Raw genomic sequence first — 14,723 nt, forward strand, 5'->3', positions numbered from 1 at the left:
CGTGAACCCCGATTATAAAACACCGAGGCGGTTTTCCCTATGCATGAACAAACAAAGTACACGTCGGCAGATGTATTGATCCCTGATTGCTGCAATATCGGTATCGTATTCCGTGTCCTGATTGTCGTGAATGGTGCTGTATTGCTGGGTTTGCTGGCGCGTGGGCAAGGTTGGCTGCTGAATGTGCAGGAATTCATCGAGACCGCCATGCTGGTTGAAATGATCAGTCTGTTATCACTATTTGTACTCTGCGGCATACGTCGCCTTGCCGAACTGGATCCCCAGCGCGATAAGTCGCCGGCATGGCTGCAACGCCTGGCATGTGGCTTGGTACCAGCGCTGGTCGCCGTGTTGCTGTTGCGTGCTCTGGAGCCATTTGAGTGGTTTATTTTTAGTTTTCCGCATCTGAGTGATGTTTTTACGGTCATTCTGTGTTTTATGTTTGGGCTCGCGTTCCAGCATTATTTTGAATTACGCAGCCGCGCCTTCTCTCCTGCGCTAGGGGAGGCGCGGCTGCAAGCTTTGCAAGCGAGGATTCGTCCGCATTTTTTATTTAATAGCCTGAATGCTGTGCTCTCGTTGATCCGTGCGGAGCCGCGTCGCGCCGAAACTGCCCTGGAGGATCTGGCCGATCTGTTTCGCGTCCTGATGCGGGATACCCGCGACATCACTACCTTGAAAGAAGAAATTGATTTATGCCAGCAATATCTCTCGATAGAAAAAATCCGGCTCGGCGACCGTCTGCATGTGGAGTGGGATACCGTGAATCTGGCGCCGGAAGAATTGCGAGAGATTAAGATTGCGGGTCTGTTGCTGCAACCCTTGCTGGAAAATGCCGTGCATTACGGTGTCGAACCATCCCAGACTCCGGCCTTGATCAGTATTACCATACAGCGTAGTTTAGATAAAATAGAAATCCGCATTAGCAATCCTTTTCATGCGGATCAGACAGTGCCCGGCGGCAATCACATGGCACTGGATAATATACGGCAGCGCTTGCTGCTCCTATATGATATCGAGGCGCAAATGACGAATCAAATTATTAATAATCATTTTGTCGTGCAATTGTATTTTCCGTATAAAAAATGACCAAGCCCAGCCTATTTATTGTCGATGATGAAGCGCCTGCGCGACAAAGACTAACGACCTTATTGTCGGATATTCAGGCAGAGTGCCCCTGCGATCTGCTCGGTGAGGCCAGCACAGCGCAAGCTGCGCTGGACAGTATACAGACGCTCCGCCCAGATATCGTATTGCTCGATGTGCAGATGCCCGGTATGACAGGGCTGGAGCTGGCGCAGCACTTGCAACAACGAGCGCTGGAATCAAAAAAATCAGCATCTTCATCAGCGCCAGCCATCGCATCGCCGTCAATTATTTTTGTCACTGCTTACGATGAATATGCACTGAACGCGTTTGAAGTTCACGCCATGGATTATTTGCTCAAGCCCGTGCGCGCGACCCGGCTGGCCGAGGCGATTCGCCGGGTCAGCGAATTACGACGGGTCGTCAACGCCTCCCCTGATGCCGTGTCAATACAGCCTGCACTTGTCTTGCCGACCAGACGGCAGGCATTTTCCGTACTGGAGCGAAATCGCGTTCTGCTGGTGCCGGTTGCAGATATTTTATTTTTAAAGGCAGAGCAAAAATACGTCACCATCCACACTAGGGCGCGCAACTATCTGCTTGAGGAATCGCTGACCTCACTAGAGGAGGAAATGTCAGATCGGCTCGTCCGCGTACATCGTAATGCTCTGGTTGCACGCAATGCGATCATGGGTGTCGAACGAGCGACCACGATTGTCGATGCCGATAGCGAAAACGAAAAAATTTCCGAATCCTGGCAAGTGATCGTGCGCGATTGTGAAGAGCGCTTACCGATCTCCCGCCGGCAATGGCCAGTGATCAAGGCGCTGGTACGGTAATTTTCTTCACTTATTTTCACTTAATCTGTGAAATTGAAAAGCCAATCCGCAATCAGGATGCGCCTTCTGGCGCATTATTGGCTTGTAACCCGCATGAACAGTGCGGGATCATTTTAAACTCTTTTCTAAAAATTCTGACATTTCTTGATAGGCTGCTTCTCTGGCAACGGGGTTGCTGCCAGTTGTTACACCCATGCCGGGATGAGCGCCGTTGGGGACGTCTTTGCGCAAGCGGATCGGCTGATCTGGGGCATCAAAATCATGATAGGAGTTTGGATAAATGCTGACGCTGAGCGGTGCTGGTGATATTTTTCTTTGCAGGCTCTGGCACGCTGCCGGCGGCGTCCAGTCATCGAGCTCGCCGACCAGGATAAGTAGCGGGCTATTGAGCTGATACGATTTTTTGAGGTAAGCATTGCAACCCGGATAAAAAGCGACGCCTGCTCTGAAGGCGGGCAGAGCGATATTCAGTTTATCTTGATGTTTTTGATTCAGGGTATTCAGTGTGCTGGATCCCCCATTGGACCATCCAAGCAGGACGACACGATGTAGATCAACTTCTTTCTGTTGGGTTGCCCACAGCATGGCGCCTAGTGCGTCGAGACGACGATTGTCTGGTGTGATGTCGCGGGTTTTGTAGAGCGTCGTGCAAATCGAGCGTACGCCGCGAGCGGTGAAACTATCGACCAGCAAGACATGATATCCGCGAGCCTGCAATAGCTCGGCCATTGCCTGATGACGGGGATGAACGTCAGCCTCATGTCCTTTTCGTGCGCTGTACAGGCCGCCACAGCCATGCAGGGCAATGATCAGTGGGCGTACGCCGTCACTGCTGGCAGTATAAAAAATGCCGTTTAATTCAATCGCCGTATCGTCTCTGGTATCAAGACTAGGGAACTGCACCGGACGACCAGCGGTCGCAGCCATCAGCGATGTACTGATCAGCAGTAGCGTTGATAGCAGCGTCAGCAGAAGAGAGCGAAGCGGTAACATTGGCTTTCCTTGTGTGACCCATACAGGTCATCAAATTACATCGTCAAAAATGGACTGCCATTGAGGTTTCCGGTAGGGCTCCGGGTAAGGTTCTCAATAAGGCTTCCAACAGGGCTCCCAATTGCTCTGAGTTGCAATAAACGGTCTCAATGGCCTTGCAGGCATGCCAGCTGGCAAACTCTTCGACGACTTTTGCTATATCGTTCGCCAGTGCCTGACTGATGCGGATGCCTGGCTCGAGATGCAGTGCTTTGATCTCGAAGCGGCCCTCTTTGCGATGGGCTTTGGCATCCATTCTGGCAATCAGTGCGCCATTGCGTAAAATTGGTAAGGTGAAGTAGCCGTATTGCCGCTTCGGTACCGGCGTATAACATTCAAGCTTATAGTCAAAGCCGAACAATTCGATTGCGCGCTTTCTGTCCCAGACGACCGGGTCAAACGGCGACAGGATACGTGTGTTGGTTGCTTTGAGCGTGCCTGCCGCCGCACGTTCCAGCAGCCCGGCGTGATCAGGATGAACGTACACCGGTTGCTCCCAGCCGGTGACGCTTGCCCTTAGTAATAGTCCTTGTTCTGCCAGCGTCTCGGGATGGATGCGCTGATCCAGTTTGGCCATGCGGAAATAGTCAGCAACCCAATTAGCTTTTGCAATACCGAGTGCCCGCACGGCGCGTACTACCTGCTGTTGACGGCAGTCCTGTTGTGACAGCAGATGCTGCTTGTCTTTCCAAGTCGGATGAACACGCTCGCGTAAGTCGTAAATGCGCTGGAAATTATGTCGCCTGGCGACCATGACGTCGCCCGTGGTGAACAAGACTTCTAAGGCGCGTTTCTCTGGTTTCCATTCCCACCAGCCGCCCGCCTTGCCATCGGTGCGTTCAAAGTCGGCAGAGCGGGTTGCGCCGTTTTTTTTAATATGCTGCTTGACGCGGGTAACCTGATCCTGATTTTCACTGAGCCAGCGCTGATTGTATTTCCAGCCCATTTTATGCGGCGAAATCATCTGATGCCGGTACCAGCCGTAATCTTCTATCGGTAAAAAACAGGCTTCATGGGACCAGTACTCAAAAATCTTGCCTTCTTCGAGTAATTCCTCCAGCCAAGTGTGCGGGTAGTGACCAAGTCTGCTCCACAGTACCAGGTAGGGGCTGCGGGCGACGACGCTGATGGTATCAATCTGTAGCGCCGACATACTGCGAATCTCTTGCAATACATCTTGCTTTGTTGCCGGTTGACGTCTTGGTGTCAGCAAGCCCTGTGCGGCGAGATGCAGTGCACGTGCGGATGTCAGGCTGAGGTTGGGTAGCAGATCCTGCGGCAGCTCTGGCAGTAGATCTGGCAGTAGATCTGGTATACGGCGGGTGGGCGATTTTGTCATGCAGAAACGTCCATAAAAAAAGCAGGATCGCTGTTCGCGTATCCTGCCCGTGTCATTGCTTAGAAGTGCTTCAGACCGATGGCGGCTTTGACTTCGTCGGTGGTTCTTGCAGCGACTTCCCTTGCTCTTTCTGTTCCTTGTTTCAGGATTTGCAGCACTTGTCCGCGGTCCTTTGCAAACTCTTCGCGGCGGACGCGTATCGGTGCCAGCATATCTTGCAAGATACCTTCGAGCCGAGCTTTGACTTTACTGTCTCCCAAGCCGCCCCGAACATAATGATCTTTCATTTCTTGCAGAGCGATTTTATCGGTATCGAAGGCGTCGAGATAGATAAAGGCGACGTTACCTTCCAGATGTCCCGGATCTTCTACACGCAGATGCAATGGATCGGTATATACGTTTTTGACCGCCGCCTTGATCTCTGCCGCGCTGGCGCCGAGGTTGATGGTATTGCCGAGTGATTTACTCATTTTGGCTTTGCCGTCGATACCTGGTAAACGACCGATTTCTGGCACCAGGGCCTGGCATTCAACCAGAATGTCTTTTTTCGCCAGGCGATTAAAGCGGCGTACGATTTCATTGGTCTGTTCGATCATCGGAATCTGATCATCACCGACCGGCACCAGACTCGCTTTGAATGCAGTGATATCGGCAGCCTGACTGACAGGATAGGTCAGAAATCCGGCGGGAATATCACGCTCAAAATTACGCAAGACGATTTCCTGTTTGATCGTAGGATTGCGTTCCAGACGTGCTACTGTGACCAGATTCAGGTAGTAGAAAGTCAGCTCTGTCAGCTCAGGAATTTGTGACTGAATAAAAATCGTGGATTTAGCCGGATCAATCCCTACCGCCAGATAATCCAGTGCGACTTCAAGTACATTGTTATGCACTTTGGCGGGATCATCCATATTGTCCGTCAAGGCCTGCGCGTCGGCGAGCATGATGTATTGCTGATATTCATGCTGATATTTGACACGGTTACGCAAACTGCCGACGAAATGACCCAGATGCAAAGGACCGGTAGGGCGGTCGCCGGTCAGGATCAGATGCTGCTTGCCTGCTTCGAGTACGGTACTGCTTGAATTTTCTGCTGTTTGATTGATATCGCTCATATTGTGCTCTGTTGATTCTGTACGGTTTCTTGTTTGATTCTTGCTTGATTTTTGTTTGACTATAGCGAACAGTTCGTCCGCTTCGTTTGCGCATAAAAAATGCCGCGAATCGGGGCGACATGGTGATGGACTGTAGGCTGTATGCGCTCGGAGCAGGTTCTCTTTATCCCTGGCTCGCTGCTTTAACAGACTACCTGCTGTTAGATTACTTACTATTCGATTGCCTGCCGCTAGCTTACCATATCGTGGGAGGTATATTTGTCGCATCATCACGCCGCCAGCCTCAATATTTTGTGATGTTACTTGCTTCTTGCGTCTGATCACGTGTAGTGCGCATGATAAAATTCAGCACTATTTTATTGAAGGTTCTTGTCTTGAACGCATCTCACCCTACCAAATTAGTTATTGCTTCCCGCGAAAGTCGTCTCGCCATGTGGCAGGCAGAACATGTCCGTGATCGCCTTGCTGCGTTGTACCCTGATTGCGAGATTGCCATTCTTGGTATGACAACGCGTGGCGATCAGATTCTGGATCGTGCTTTGTCCAAAGTCGGCGGTAAGGGTTTGTTTGTCAAGGAACTTGAAGTCGCGATGGCAGAGGGGCGTGCCGATCTGGCGGTGCATTCGCTGAAAGACGTGCCGATGGATCTGCCTGAAGGTTTCGACCTGGCGGCGGTGCTGGAACGTGAAGACCCGCGTGATGCTTTTGTGTCTAATCAATATGCCGGTCTGGAACAGTTACCGGCAGGGTCGGTAGTCGGCACCAGCAGCCTGCGTCGCCAGGCACTGATTGCTGCTCGGTTTCCACATTTGCTTGTCCGCCCTTTGCGCGGCAACCTAGATACGCGTTTGCGTAAGCTTGATAGCGGTGAATATGCCGCGATTATTCTGGCGGCGGCAGGCTTAAAGCGTCTGGGTTTGCCTGACAGAATTCGTGCTTATCTGGAGCCAGAGCAAAGTTTGCCAGCAGCAGGGCAAGGTGCTATGGCGATTGAAATTCCAGATCATCGTCCGGAATTAAAAACCTGGTTGGCTGCCTTGAATCATGCAGAAACTGAGCAGGCGGTCAGTGCCGAACGTACCGTGTCAAAAGCGTTTGGCGGTAGTTGCCAGATTCCATTGGCGGCATTTGCGACGATAAGCGACGGTGTGATGCAGTTGCGTGCCATGGTCGCATTGCCTGATGGTAGTCGTATTGCGACTGCTGCGGTTAGTGCTCCGGTTCACGATGTAGCTAGCGCGCAAGACCTAGGTACGCAGGTTGCCGAGGCACTGGCTGCACAAGATGCTGCGGCGATTTTAGCTGCCTGCAAAGTGGAACCACTTGACACCGCTGGCTGAACTTTCCTCCTCTATGCCGAATCCTGTCGTTCTTACCCGACCTGTAGAGCAGGCGGCTGATTTTGCTGCGCGTATCGCTGCCGGCGGACGAATCGTGATTCCTTTTCCGTTGCTGGAAATTCATGGCCTGGAGGATTACAACGTACTAGATGGGGTTCTGGCGAACTTATCGGATTTTGGTCTGATTGCGTTTGTCAGTCCGAATGCGATTCGTGCAGTTTTTTCTCGTATCCCTTGCTTACCTGTTCAGCTTCCTGTGGCAGTCATGGGACAGGGGAGTCTGGCGACGCTTGCTGAATTTGGGATACGGCCGAGTGCTGCAATTGATCTAGCCGACGGGAGCAATCATCACGAAAGAGTAATTTTTTATCCGCGTAATCCTGAGCGTACCGATTCAGAAACCTTGCTCGACGAACTGGATATGCCATCGCTGCGTTTAAAAAAGATATTGATTATCCGCGGCGAGACCGGACGTGAATTATTGGCAGATCGTTTGCGCGCACAAGGCGTTGACGTCATGCAGGTAGCTGCTTACCGCCGTGCAGCTCCCGTGTTTACTTTGGAGCTTCAACAACAGTTAGCACGACTACTTGAGTCTAGTAACGACTGGATTGTGACGAGCTCCGAAGCCTTACACACAGCGTTGAGCTGGGCGCAGCAGTCAGGCGGACAGAGTTTCGTGGCAAAATTGCAACGTCAGCATTTGATCGTACCGCACGTCCGCATCGCTGAAACTGCGCAAAAATTGGGATTTCAATCGATAACTCTCTCAGGTTCTGGCGACGAACATCTGCTTGTCGCGTTACAATCTCGTCCATGAACGATACGCACTCATCATCTGAAACTATATCGATGGATAAAACGCCTGAAACACTGACGCCGCAGCCCTTACCTCAGGTTCAACCTGACGGCACAAAGGCGCTTGGCCTGACTCAACCAGCCTACATCGTAGCTGGCGTGCTTGCAGTTTTGCTGGCAGCTAGCTGGTGGTCTTCGCAAAACCAGGTCAGTGCCTTGCGCGAAGAGGTCGCCAAGCGGCTGCAAACAGCTGATACGACCAGCAGCGAGACTAAAGTACTTGCTAAGACAGTACAAGAAAGCAGCAAAGAAATTCAAGCCAAGGTGACTTTGCTCGAAGGTAAGCAAACTGAAGCGCAGGGACAACAACTGGCGCTGGAGCAGCTTTACCAGGATTTGTCCAAAAACCGTGATGAATGGGCGCTGGCTGAAATTGAGCAGGTGCTGGCGACGGCGAGTCAGCAACTTCAGCTTGCGGGTAATGTGCAGGGCGCTTTGATCGCATTGCAAAATGCCGATAGCCGCCTGGCTAAATCTGAAAAACCCCAATTTATTACGATACGCCGTGCTATCGCTAAAGACATTGAGAAACTGAAATCCCTTCCCATCCTTGATTTAACGGGCATTGCCTTGCGCCTTGATAGCGTGATTGCTCAGGTCGATCATATTCCTTTATGGGCAGATGAAAAATCAGTGGTCTCGGCAACGCCACCTAAAGCACCTTTACGGGTTTTGCCAAGATCCGCGAATGTAAATAAAAACGGTAAAAAGACGGTGGAAGAAGAGATGCCTGAAAACACCTGGAGCATGCGTGCTCAGGATGCCTGGCAGAGTTTTTCCAGCGAGATGTGGAGCGAACTCAAACAATTGATACGCGTTCGTAATGTCGAGTCGCCGGATGCGTTATTGCTGAATCCTTCGCAGAGTTATTTTGCGCGTGAGAATCTGAAACTCCGTTTGTTGAATGCGCGCCTGGCACTTTTATCCAGAAATGAAAGTACCTTCCGCAGCGATATGATTGCCGCGCAAGATGCCATTACCAAATATTTTGATACGCGCGCTAAACAGACGCAGACGGTGCAGGCTCTATTGAGACAAGTGCAGGGCAGCAATCTGTCGATCGAAATGCCGACTCTGGCCGATAGCCTGAACGCGGTTCGTAATTACAAAGTGAAGCCTTAGGGATCGTTGAGAATATGCGTCTTTTTATCCGGCTTCTGATTTTATTTGCACTGGCAGTTGGTCTGGCTGTAGGTGCCCGCTTTAATCCAGGCAATGTGGTGTTGTTCTATCCGCCCTACAGGATAGATTTGTCATTGAATTTCTTCCTGTTCCTGATGCTGGTCCTGTTTGTGGTGATTTATCTGGTCATCCGTACCATCGTCGCGACGCAAAAAATGCCACGTAAAGTTGCGGCGTATCGCCAGAGCAAGCGCGAACGCGACGGCAACAAAGCATTGAGAGAGTCGCTGAAAGCCTTATTTGAGGGGCGTTTTGGTCATGCCGAAAAAGCTGCTTTGCGTGCAATCGAATTGCCAGAAAATTCTGGCGTGGCGTCTTTGATCGGCGCGCGTGCAGCCCATCATATGAGCCAGTTTGAGCGTCGCGACTCCTGGTTTGCCAGTATCGAAGATGATATTCCGCACAAGACGGCTCGCTTGGTTAGTATGACAGAACTACTGGTAGACGAGCACAAGGCAGAACAAGCCTTGGAGGCAGTGAAGGAGCTGAATGCAAGCGGGACACGTCATATTCAGGTATTACGCTGGGCATTAAAAGCGAATCAGCAAGCCAAAAAATGGCCTGAGGTATTGAAGCTTGTCCGGACTTTGGACAAACACCGTGCATTGCATCCGGCACTTTCAAATCGTTTGCGTGAACTCGCTTATGAAGATTTGCTAAAAGATCATGGACATGATGTCGAATCTATTCGCCGCGTCTGGTATGAAATTCCTGCCAATGACCGAAAAAATCGCTTCGTCGCCTTCACTGCGGCAAAAACATTTAATGCCAGCGGTTTACACGAAGATGCGAGAGCCATTGTAGAAAAAACCTTGGTAGAGGAATGGGATGATCGCTTGATGCGGGTCTATCGTGATGCGTCTGCTCCAGAGGGTTCCGCTGCCTTGTTGTCCCAGATCGATCATTGCGAACGCTGGACCGAGCAGCGCCCTACCGATCCTGAGCTGGCGCTGACTTTAGGTACCTTGTGCCTGAAGCAAAAATTATGGGGCAAGGCGCAGCGCCACATGGAGCAGGCACTGTCCGATGCGATTGAATCCCGAACGGTACGCGAAGCTAATCTTAAGCTCGCGCAGCTCCATGAGGCTCTGGGACAGACTGAAGAAGCAGCGCAACATTATCGTCAGTGTGCGATTGCGACTTTGTTATAAGACATGTTGGCGAGAGATGTTGTTACGCACAATTTGACACAAAAATCGTGCATGAAAGCAGCTATAATCCAGCTCCATCACATTTTAATTTTTACTTTGAGAGAGCACTATGAGCTTGAATAACGTTCCTGCCGGCCGCGACTTGCCGAAAGATTTCAATGTCATTATTGAAATTCCGATGAATGCTGATCCGATTAAATATGAAGTCGATAAGGACACTGGCGCGATTTTTGTCGATCGTTTTATGGGTACGGCAATGCACTATCCATGCAACTACGGTTATGTGCCGCAAACTATTGCAGGCGATGGCGATCCGGTGGATGTTCTGGTGATTACACCTTTCCCGCTGATTCCGGGTGTTGTTGTACGTTGCCGTGCAATTGGCGTGCTAAAAATGACAGATGAAGCTGGTAACGATGCCAAAGTGCTTGCAGTTCCTGTCGATAAAATTCTGTCAATCTATTCTCACTGGCAAAAACCGGAAGACATGAACGAATTGCGTTTACGTCAGATCCAGCATTTCTTTGAACATTACAAAGATCTGGAAAAAGGTAAATGGGTCAAAGTCGAAGGCTGGGGCGGACCTGATGATGCACATAAAGAAATTATGGATGGCGTCGCTAATTACAAGCCGTAATCTTTAGTAATGTAGAGACTTTCAGCACCAGTAAGCATCAGCATCTGTATTTGACGGATGCTGACGGCAGCAAAAAAGCACAGATTCCTGTGCTTTTTTTATTGGTCGCGCAGCCTATTGCAGTGAGTACGCTGCCACCAAGCCTATTGCTGCTATCAACGCGACCCAACTGATCCAGGAGATACTCGGCTTATCATCATTGCTGAAATCACTACTGTCTTTGCCACCTTGTTTACGTTTGCGTTTTAAGCGTTGATCCCGCTCCAAGACTTTTTGTAATGCATGCGCCATTTCTGCCGCACTTCCATAACGATCCGCAGGATTTTTCTGCATCGCTTTTGAGACAATATTCGACAAACTTACGGATACGTTCGGATTTAGTTCTGACGGCGGCTTGGCCTGTTTATGTGCGATCTGGTTCAGCAGCTTATCCAGGTCGTTTGACTGAAACGGTTTCTGTTGCGTCAGCATTTCGTACATCACCGCACCCAGTGAAAACACGTCGGTCAGATTATTAACCTGTTGCCCCATTGCCTGCTCTGGCGACATGTAATTCGGCGTGCCCAGAATATTATTATTGAATAGTGTTTGCTCAGGATTGTCTGGATTCATCAGGATGCGATTCGGTGCACGGGCAATGCCAAAATCGACTACTTTCGGCTGCTTATTCGGCAAGATGAAAATATTCGCGGGCTTGATGTCGCGATGTATCACGCCATTGTCATGCGCATAGGCTAACGCTTCGGCTATTTTATGGATGATATTTGCTGTCTCTATGCTGTCAAAGCGCTTGCCGCTGGCCAGCAATTCACGCAGATCCTTACCTTGTAAAAATTCCATTGCGATAAACGTCGTGCCGCCCTCGCTGGAGGCATCAAAAATAGTGACAATATTCTGATGAGAGAGGCGACCGGCGGCGCGAGCTTCATTAATAAATTGTTGCTCACGTTGTTTTTTATCTGCAATACCATGGCTGGTGCCGAGAATTTTAATCGCAACAGCACGATCAATTACCGGATCATGACCTAAAAATACGGCGCCATTCGACCCTTTGCCTAACTTGTCTGTCAGATAAAAACGGCCAATTCGGCGAACAGGAAGTCCTTGTGCCGAGCTTTGCGCGCTAGATGGAGTCGTTGATGAAGATGTCATTGATACAGCATGCCTTGGACCGGGAAGAAATTCAAGTGTTTACAGAATTCAGTCTTTTTTTGGCTTTTACCCGTTCAGGCTTTTATCCGCATTTTTAAAGGGTATACGATCATTCAGCTCGTTGTAGTAATGGGCGATGCCCTCGGTTTCTCTCTCCAAGAAATGAGCAACCGCATCAGAGAATTCTGGCCTTGCTAAAAAATGTAGCGAGCAGGTTTTTTGCGGTAAAAAACCTCTCGCCATTTTATGTTCGCCTTGTGCGCCACCCTCAAATATACCGATGTTGTTTGCAATGCAAAACTCAATCGCCTGATAGTAGGCGGTCTCAAAATGTAAACAAGGAACCTCTTCAATGCAGCCCCAATAGCGGCCATATAGGCGCGCGTCATCATATACCAGTAGTGACGACGCAATTCTTTTGCCATGACGTTCAGCGAAGATAAGATGAAGATGTTCAGGCATGCTTACTCCGATCCGCTTGAAAAAATCGAGATTCAGATAGGGTGACGAATGGTGATCAGTATAGGTATGGTCATAGCAGCGCTTAAAGAATTGCCAGTCCTCCACCTGCATATCTTTGCCTGCGATATGTTGGAAGGTCACACCGGCATCCCTAACCTTACGTCGCTCTGCACGAATATTTTTTCGTTTTTTTTGTTCCAATTGGGAAAGAAATTGCTCAAAATTGAGGTAGTCTCTGTTTATCCAGTGAAACTGAATGCCAGTGCGAAGTAAATAACCCTTCGCTTGTAATAATTCCGCCTCTGATTGAGCAGGAAAAAGTATATGAGCTGACGAGTAAGCGCCGCTTGCCATATGCTTTTCAAGCGCATCCAGTAGCGCTAGCCGTGCATTCTGATCTTTAGCAAGCAGGCGATTGCCGGCAACAGGAGTGAATGGAATCGCCGACAGTAATTTAGGATAATAGTGAAAACCGTGTCTTTGATAGGCATCGGCCCAAGCCCAATCAAATACATACTCGCCGTAAGAATGCATTTTTTCATATAACGGCATAGCAGCAAGTAAATGATCTTCATCCCAAATCGTCAGATATTGAGGATGCCAGCCAGTGTTAACTGATGCGGATCCGGATTCATGCAATGCATGCAGGAACGCATGTGACAGAAATGGATTGCCGTCAGCTTGCTGGTAAAGCAAGGCATCCCATTGGTTTGCTGATATCTCTGACAACGAATCGAGCACTCGCGTGCGATAATGTATCTGTTTAGACATGTCGTCCGTGTTATTCATAGTTCAGCATCAATTCAAACTCAGTTTTCATCAATTTTTTTTCAAAAGTCAGATCAGGTACCATGACAGTAAAAGTTGCAATCGCCCAGATGAACAGCGTGGTTGGTGATCTCGCCGGTAACGCTACTCAGATTATCGACTATGTTCAGCGCGCCTATAAACAAGGCGCGGATATTGTCGTCACGCCTGAATTATCGCTGGTCGGTTATCCGCCTGAAGATTTATTGCTGCGCAGTGCATTCTACGCAAAAACTCAGGAAACATTATTGAGTCTTGCGACAAGTCTGGCCAGCATGCCGGATGTGTACGTGCTGATCGGCTATCCAGAAGAGAACAACGGTGCGCGTTACAACGCGGTGGCAGTACTGTGCAACGGTATTGTCACAGGCCGTTACTGGAAACATGACCTGCCAAATGACATGGTCTTTGACGAGAAGCGATATTTCTCGTCCGGTAAAGATGCCTTGGTGTTCGACGTAAAAGGGACTCGTTTCGGCGTCAATATTTGTGAAGATACCTGGTATCCTAACGCGCCTCGTCTGGCGCGCCAGGCGGGTACCGAGGTATTGCTGGTGCCGAATGGTTCGCCATACCATATGAGCAAACAGCATCAGCGCTATGACGTGATGCGTGCCAACGTTACGGATCAGGGAATGTCCCTCGTCTACGCGAATCTGGTGGGCGGGCAAGATGAGTTGATTTTTGACGGCAATTCTTTTGTCATGGATGAGCATGGTGCATTGGTGACCCAGCTAAAACATTGTGAAGAAGATTTGCAGATCATCGAATTTCATGGGGCGACACCTAAGATAATTCATCATGAGCAAGCAGAACAGAGTAGTCCGATCAGTATAGAGGCACAGGTATATCAGGCGCTGGTACTCGGCGTTCGTGATTATGTCAGTAAAAATGGATTTCCTAGTATCGTCCTCGGTTTATCTGGCGGCGTCGACTCCGCGCTGGTACTGGCGATTGCCGTTGATGCTTTAGGTGCCAATAAAGTCAGGGCGGTCATGATGCCATCCCCGTATACCGCAGAAATTTCCTGGCTGGATTCGCGCGAAATGGTCGATGGTCTGGGCGTGCGCTATGACGAAATCTCAATTGCGGACTGTTTCGGCGCATTCCGTACCACATTGAGCCAGGAGTTTGCCGGCTTGGCTGAAGACACCACCGAAGAAAATATTCAGGCACGGATACGTGGCACCATTTTGATGGCCTTGTCGAATAAATATGGATCCATCGTTCTGACGACGGGTAATAAGAGTGAAATGGCGGTAGGTTATTGCACTTTATACGGAGACATGGCGGGCGGTTTTGCAGTGATCAAAGATATTGCTAAAACCTTGGTATATCGTTTATGTGCTTACCGAAACAGCCTTTCACCAGTCATACCTGAGCGCATACTGACCCGTGCACCATCTGCTGAATTACGGCCAGATCAGACGGACCAGGATTCTTTGCCGCCGTACGAGGTGCTGGACGGCATCATGCAGCGTTATATGGAAGAAAATCAAAGTCGCGCGGAGATCGTCGCTGCCGGTTACCGTGAAGAGGACGTTGAAAGAATCACACGGTTGATTAAAATTAACGAGTACAAACGTCGTCAGGCCCCAGTCGGCATCAGGGTCACGCACCGTGCATTCGGCCGTGACTGGCGTTATCCGATTACGTCAAAATTCCGCGATTGAGTCAATGTCTTTTTATCGATCATATTTCAAACTATAAAATTCAAGGATAA

At 49.8% G+C, this 14,723-nt stretch carries 13 protein-coding genes; 8 read left to right on the plus strand and 5 right to left on the minus strand.

The genetic code is table 11. The features are described 5' to 3' along the window. Positions 1-39: 39 nt before the first annotated feature. Together ACO0LE_RS11265 and ACO0LE_RS11270 are read left to right on the plus strand one after the other, a co-directional pair. Positions 40-1,089 carry a sensor histidine kinase gene (locus ACO0LE_RS11265; RefSeq protein ID WP_422960444.1) on the plus strand — a complete coding sequence of 350 codons (1,050 nt, stop codon included), beginning with the start codon at positions 40-42 and terminating at the stop codon, positions 1,087-1,089. Continuing rightward, complete coding sequence (locus ACO0LE_RS11270) at positions 1,086-1,925, plus strand: LytR/AlgR family response regulator transcription factor (protein WP_422960445.1); 840 nt, start codon at positions 1,086-1,088, stop codon at positions 1,923-1,925. Before ACO0LE_RS11265 ends, ACO0LE_RS11270 begins: the two co-directional genes overlap by 4 nt. Positions 1,926-2,033: 108 nt before the next feature. Here ACO0LE_RS11270 and ACO0LE_RS11275 read toward each other — a convergent pair whose 3' ends face one another. From ACO0LE_RS11275 to trpS, 3 genes are read right to left on the minus strand one after another with little or no spacing between them, the layout of a single operon-like run. After that, entirely contained in the window at positions 2,034-2,918 is an 885-nt protein-coding gene (locus tag ACO0LE_RS11275; RefSeq protein ID WP_422960446.1) for a dienelactone hydrolase family protein, read from the minus strand. 43 nt (positions 2,919-2,961) lie between these two features. Next, complete coding sequence (locus ACO0LE_RS11280) at positions 2,962-4,296, minus strand: winged helix-turn-helix domain-containing protein (protein WP_422960447.1); 1,335 nt, start codon at positions 4,294-4,296, stop codon at positions 2,962-2,964. A 59-nt stretch (positions 4,297-4,355) separates the two neighbouring features. Then, positions 4,356-5,411: a tryptophan--tRNA ligase gene (gene trpS, locus ACO0LE_RS11285; RefSeq protein WP_422960448.1), complete on the minus strand. Its 1,056-nt coding sequence runs from the start codon at positions 5,409-5,411 to the stop codon at positions 4,356-4,358. A 335-nt stretch (positions 5,412-5,746) separates the two neighbouring features. Between trpS and hemC the strand changes: the two genes are divergently transcribed. The 5 genes from hemC (at position 5,747) to ppa (ending at position 10,579) form a co-directional block, all read left to right on the plus strand. Next, the gene (gene hemC / locus ACO0LE_RS11290) at positions 5,747-6,751 is read left to right on the plus strand and encodes a hydroxymethylbilane synthase (protein ID WP_422960449.1); all 1,005 of its coding nucleotides are present in this window, start codon (positions 5,747-5,749) and stop codon (positions 6,749-6,751) included. 13 nt (positions 6,752-6,764) lie between these two features. Continuing rightward, entirely contained in the window at positions 6,765-7,571 is an 807-nt protein-coding gene (locus ACO0LE_RS11295) for a uroporphyrinogen-III synthase (RefSeq protein ID WP_422960450.1), read from the plus strand. Beyond that, positions 7,568-8,731: a uroporphyrinogen-III C-methyltransferase gene (locus ACO0LE_RS11300; protein ID WP_422960451.1), complete on the plus strand. Its 1,164-nt coding sequence runs from the start codon at positions 7,568-7,570 to the stop codon at positions 8,729-8,731. The genes ACO0LE_RS11295 and ACO0LE_RS11300 overlap by 4 nt, the downstream gene beginning before the upstream one ends. A gap of 14 nt (positions 8,732-8,745) precedes the next feature. Next, positions 8,746-9,942, plus strand: a complete 1,197-nt coding sequence (locus ACO0LE_RS11305) for a heme biosynthesis protein HemY (protein ID WP_422960452.1) — start codon at positions 8,746-8,748, stop codon at positions 9,940-9,942. Between the two features lie 109 nt (positions 9,943-10,051). Further along, positions 10,052-10,579 carry an inorganic diphosphatase gene (gene ppa / locus ACO0LE_RS11310; protein ID WP_422960453.1) on the plus strand — a complete coding sequence of 176 codons (528 nt, stop codon included), beginning with the start codon at positions 10,052-10,054 and terminating at the stop codon, positions 10,577-10,579. 114 nt (positions 10,580-10,693) lie between these two features. Here the strand turns inward: ppa and ACO0LE_RS11315 are convergent, their stop codons facing one another. Both ACO0LE_RS11315 and ACO0LE_RS11320 read right to left on the minus strand, forming a co-directional pair. Beyond that, positions 10,694-11,731, minus strand: coding sequence for a serine/threonine protein kinase (locus tag ACO0LE_RS11315; RefSeq protein ID WP_422960454.1), 1,038 nt, complete (start codon positions 11,729-11,731; stop codon positions 10,694-10,696). 66 nt (positions 11,732-11,797) lie between these two features. Next, positions 11,798-12,964, minus strand: a complete 1,167-nt coding sequence (locus ACO0LE_RS11320; RefSeq protein ID WP_422960455.1) for a GNAT family N-acetyltransferase — start codon at positions 12,962-12,964, stop codon at positions 11,798-11,800. An 80-nt stretch (positions 12,965-13,044) separates the two neighbouring features. Here ACO0LE_RS11320 and ACO0LE_RS11325 point away from each other — a divergent pair, with 80 nt between their 5' ends. Further along, positions 13,045-14,673, plus strand: a complete 1,629-nt coding sequence (locus tag ACO0LE_RS11325; RefSeq protein WP_422960456.1) for an NAD+ synthase — start codon at positions 13,045-13,047, stop codon at positions 14,671-14,673. Positions 14,674-14,723 lie beyond the last annotated feature (50 nt).

The organism is Undibacterium sp. Xuan67W (assembly GCF_049340165.1).
Taxonomy (GTDB): Bacteria; Pseudomonadota; Gammaproteobacteria; order Burkholderiales; family Burkholderiaceae_D; genus Undibacterium.

Excerpts from the sequence above, each read along its gene's own strand:
- ACO0LE_RS11265 (WP_422960444.1), top strand. The coding sequence starts at position 40 with ATGCATGAACAAACAAAGTACACGTCGGCAGATGTATTGATCCCTGAT.
- ACO0LE_RS11270 (WP_422960445.1), top strand. The coding sequence starts at position 1,086 with ATGACCAAGCCCAGCCTATTTATTGTCGATGATGAAGCGCCTGCGCGA.
- ACO0LE_RS11275 (WP_422960446.1), bottom strand. The coding sequence starts at position 2,918 with ATGTTACCGCTTCGCTCTCTTCTGCTGACGCTGCTATCAACGCTACTG.
- ACO0LE_RS11280 (WP_422960447.1), bottom strand. The coding sequence starts at position 4,296 with ATGACAAAATCGCCCACCCGCCGTATACCAGATCTACTGCCAGATCTA.
- trpS (WP_422960448.1), bottom strand. The coding sequence starts at position 5,411 with ATGAGCGATATCAATCAAACAGCAGAAAATTCAAGCAGTACCGTACTC.
- hemC (WP_422960449.1), top strand. The coding sequence starts at position 5,747 with ATGATAAAATTCAGCACTATTTTATTGAAGGTTCTTGTCTTGAACGCA.
- ACO0LE_RS11295 (WP_422960450.1), top strand. The coding sequence starts at position 6,765 with ATGCCGAATCCTGTCGTTCTTACCCGACCTGTAGAGCAGGCGGCTGAT.
- ACO0LE_RS11300 (WP_422960451.1), top strand. The coding sequence starts at position 7,568 with ATGAACGATACGCACTCATCATCTGAAACTATATCGATGGATAAAACG.
- ACO0LE_RS11305 (WP_422960452.1), top strand. The coding sequence starts at position 8,746 with ATGCGTCTTTTTATCCGGCTTCTGATTTTATTTGCACTGGCAGTTGGT.
- ppa (WP_422960453.1), top strand. The coding sequence starts at position 10,052 with ATGAGCTTGAATAACGTTCCTGCCGGCCGCGACTTGCCGAAAGATTTC.
- ACO0LE_RS11315 (WP_422960454.1), bottom strand. The coding sequence starts at position 11,731 with ATGACATCTTCATCAACGACTCCATCTAGCGCGCAAAGCTCGGCACAA.
- ACO0LE_RS11320 (WP_422960455.1), bottom strand. The coding sequence starts at position 12,964 with ATGTCTAAACAGATACATTATCGCACGCGAGTGCTCGATTCGTTGTCA.
- ACO0LE_RS11325 (WP_422960456.1), top strand. The coding sequence starts at position 13,045 with ATGACAGTAAAAGTTGCAATCGCCCAGATGAACAGCGTGGTTGGTGAT.